This window comes from Streptomyces sp. NPDC004561 (genome assembly GCF_053602155.1).
Window position 1 is genome coordinate 1 of sequence record NZ_JBSGDB010000902.1, and the last position, 1430, is coordinate 1430.

General features: G+C 77.1%; 2 protein-coding genes. Both read left to right on the forward strand.

What is annotated here, in order from left to right; genetic code table 11:
- Positions 1–1122 (forward strand): inositol-3-phosphate synthase (locus ACWEN3_RS46550; protein ID WP_452984496.1); only part of this gene is annotated, 1122 nt, incomplete at its 5' end.
- Positions 1119–1430, forward strand: a 312-nt coding sequence (locus ACWEN3_RS46555) for a UbiA family prenyltransferase (protein WP_452984498.1), incomplete at its 3' end; no start/stop codon positions are given. The genes ACWEN3_RS46550 and ACWEN3_RS46555, both read left to right, overlap by 4 nt.

Consider the following 1430-nt stretch of genomic DNA (forward strand, 5'->3'; position numbering starts at 1 on the left):
ATGTCCGCGTCCCTTCCCCGAGCCCGCGTGGGCGTGTGGCTGATCGGTGCCCGCGGCTCCGTCGCCACCACCGCCGTGGCCGGCTGCGCCGCCGTGGCGGCGGGCCTGCACCCGCCCACCGGCATGGTCACCGAGACGCCCGCGTTCGCCGACAGCGGCCTGCCGGCCCTCGCGTCGCTGGTCTTCGGCGGCCATGACACGGTGGACTGCCCGCTGCCCAAACGCGCGGAGGAACTGGCAGCGGACGGTGTGCTCCCGCACGGCCTCCCTGCGGCCGTGGCGGCCGAACTCGCCGCTGCCGACGCGAAGATACGGCCGGGCGGCCCTGCCCCGGGCGACACCCGCGACCCGGACGACCAGATCGGGCGGTTCGCCGCCGACATCGAGGACTTCGTACGGCGTGGCCGGCTGGAGCGGGCCGTCGTGGTGAACGTGGCCTCCACCGAGCCGGCCGCCGACGGCGCGGCGCTGCCGCCGAGTTCGCTGTACGCGGCGGCGGCCCTGCGCGCCGGCTGCGGTTACGTCAACTTCACCCCGTCGACCGGGCTCCACCACCCGGCGCTGGCCACGGCGGCCGCGGCGAGCGGTGTGCCGTACGCCGGACGGGACGGCAAGACCGGCCAGACCCTGCTGCGTTCGGTCCTCGGGCCGATGTTCGCGCAGCGCGCGCTGGACGTGCGCGCCTGGTCCGGCACCAACCTGCTGGGCGGCGGCGACGGCGCGGCGCTGGCCGATCCGGCGGCGGCCGCCGCCAAGAACGCCGGCAAGGAACGCGTCCTCGCCGACACCCTCGGCGGCAGCCCCGAGGGCGAGGTCCACATCGACGCCGTACCGGCGCTCGGCGACTGGAAGACCGCCTGGGACCACATCGCCTTCGACGGCTTCCTCGGCACCCGCATGGTCCTGCAGACCATCTGGCAGGGGTGCGACTCGGCCCTGGCGGCGCCCCTGGTCCTGGACCTGGCCCGGCTGACCCTCCGCGCCCACGAGGTTGGCGTCCGCGGCCCCCTGACCGATCTCGGCTTCTTCTTCAAGGATCCGGTGGGGGAGGGGCCCGCGGCGCTCGGCGAGCAGTACGCGGCGCTCGCGCGGTTCGGGCAGCGGCTGCGGGAGGCGGCGTGACCGCGCGCGCCTGGGCCGAACTCCTGCGCCTGCCCGCGCTGTTCACCGTGCCCGGGGACGTGCTGGCCGGGGCGGCGACGGTGCCGGGCCGGCCCAGAGGCCGCACCCTGCTGGCGGCCGGCTCCTCCCTGTGCCTCTACGAGGCGGGCATGGCCCTCAACGACTGGGCCGACCGCGAGGAGGACGCCGTCGAGCGCCCGCACCGGCCCCTGCCCTCCGGACGCGTCCACCCCACGGCCGCCCTCACCGCGGCCTGTGCGTTCACCGCGGCGGGCCTGGCCCTCGCCGCTCGCGCCGGCCGCCCCGCC